The sequence below is a fragment of the Streptomyces sp. NPDC004031 genome (assembly GCF_053604375.1).
The window spans coordinates 1-2289 of sequence record NZ_JBSGHL010000140.1 but is presented as its reverse complement, the minus strand read 5'-3'; the positions used below and the strand labels follow the sequence as shown (position 1 = coordinate 2289).

The window sequence follows — 2289 nt, the reverse complement described above, 5'->3', positions numbered from 1 at the left end:
ATCGTATCCAGCGGCACTGTCTTGAACAGATCGGGGTGAGCGAGCAGGAAGTTCTGCATCCCCACATTGAGCTGGAGCGAATAATCGAGTGAGGTATGCCCCTGATCGAACGGCGTGCCCGACCGAATATTACGAAACCATTTCGCGGTTTCATCGGGAGACGAGCCGATCGGCGGTGTCATGTGCTGTGCCGGCGGCCATTCGGCGGTTGAATGGCAGGACATGCACGATGACTGCGGATCATCGAGGGGGCCGTCCAGGCGTCCTTGATGACCGTAATGGGTCATGTGAACGTTGCCGTTCAACCAGGTCTGACTCTGTTGATTCGTTGCCGGATTGAAAAGGTGGTTCCCCCACATAGCGCCCACCGCCGACACGTTGTACCAACCGGCGCCACGACGGTTCGACCCGGCCCCTCCACCGTAGACATAGGTACCGAACACCCAGCCGGTATCCTTTGCCCGCTTGTCCTTCACGGCTATATCGATCTGCAACAATCGGACCTTCTTCACCTCGCGTCGAAGCGAAATCGTCGGGTCTTCAACATAGACGTAAGCGTTCCATTCCGGCGCACCCGCCAGATATGGAACCTGCTCCACCGGCGCGGTGGTGAAAAGCAACTTGGCGGAAACCGTTCCCTCGGGAAACATCGCATAGCCTTCGTTGAAAAGACCATGATTCGCCCACACTTTCCCGATCGTCATGCCGCCAGGTGCGTTGTAAAAGCCGACGGCGTAGGTGCTCCATGACTTCGTCTGATGCGGGTCGAGCGTGCCCGGCTGCGACTCCAGTTCGCGCGTAAGCCCGTGGATGAACTCACGCCCGTTGACGCCATAGTCCTGCCATGGCGCGTTGTACCATTGGCGGACCTTGTTCAGCGAAGGGTCGAAGCTCTCTTCGACGTTCGATCGAATGTTCCCTTCGTAGAAGTAGGTTAGTGCAGCCTTGAGGTAGCGCTCGGGCTCGCGAGTCGGATCGAATGCGAGCCAGGGCTGCGCGTCGTTCGGAACCGTGGACGGATATTGTTGGGATAGCTTGAAAACATGTCCGTTCCACCCGGCAATGGGTTCCATCAGTGCGTCGCAAAAGGGGGTCGTTGGTGTGTCGCAATCCCTCGCGGCCTGCAACACAGCATCAGTTGCCCCTTCGGCCACATCAACATTCATCGCCAAACAGCATAAGCCGAGGAAAATCGATGCCGACACGGTCGTCTGAAAATAGCGATGCCGCTCTCTGTGTATATTCACACCCACCCCCATTCGCATGGCGCGACCATTCGATTCGAAGCCGAAAAATATCGCATACGGGTACCGCCGAGTAACGCGAACTGAACGGCCTCATTATTAGACACAACCCCTTAAAATCTCGTCGACGACTACAGCAATCTCATTTCGAGAAATATTTGGTGAAGCGCGCGATCTGTTCCTTCGTTACAGGCTGGCCTGCCTGGTCCGGCATCGGCACGCTTCCGTGCAGGAGGATAAAGCTGAACCCGGTTCCAGCCTTTTGTGCATTTCCATGACACCCCATGCATCCACCCATATTTACGGAGTCATGGTTGTACGTCACGTTATTGAATTGATTCTTTGTTCCATCGGAAAAATCCGTAATCCGAAAACTGAATTTGTCGAAGTTGACGAAGGTTCCGCTGAATTTCTGAAGATTGTAATCCGTTTCAATCACGCCATTGGATTGATAATACGTCGACTGCACCGACCTATCCTCGTTACTGTAATCGATTCCCGGTTTTTTTCCAGTAAGCGGCTTGCTCTGAACGTTGACGAGCTTGTAATACGACCACACCGAATTCTTCGCACCGAAATTCTTTTGCGAGTACATGGAAATCGCATCATGAGCAGATTTATTGACCGCAATAATTTCATCCGGAATCTGATTGATTCTTCGATTGACAATGATCGGACCTCCATCTACGAGTCCGGTTTGCGCGGTGTTCTGGTAGTACAGCCGAGCGCCTGGCGGCGAGCTGAAATTTTTGGGGGAATAGGAGAATTGCTGGAGAGTCCCGGGCTGTGCGTTTTTCGAGACAATATTCGGATATAACGGTATCGGCGGGATCGGATTGGCAATATATTTTCCATCCATATCCTCGACCGGCTTGCCCGCCGCATCAAGAATATTGTCCGCCTGTTCGAAGGTTGCGTAGATAAAATACGGAGCCGATGATGTTTTCTGAATAATGTGCAAGCCAATGAGGCCGAAATCGTCGTCGACATAGTACGTCTTCGTATCCGCGCCGTCGCCCTTGACGTAATAACGCACGCGGGTTGT

The 2289-nt window shown here is 53.5% G+C and carries 2 protein-coding genes; both read right to left on the bottom strand.

Annotated features, from left to right (window positions below; genetic code table 11):
- Positions 1–1166, bottom strand: a 1166-nt coding sequence (locus ACWERV_RS36640; RefSeq protein ID WP_452941207.1) for a hypothetical protein, incomplete at its 3' end; no start/stop codon positions are given.
- A gap of 220 nt (positions 1167–1386) precedes the next feature.
- On the bottom strand, positions 1387–2289 hold a 903-nt coding region (locus ACWERV_RS36635; protein WP_452941205.1), incomplete at its 5' end, for a hypothetical protein.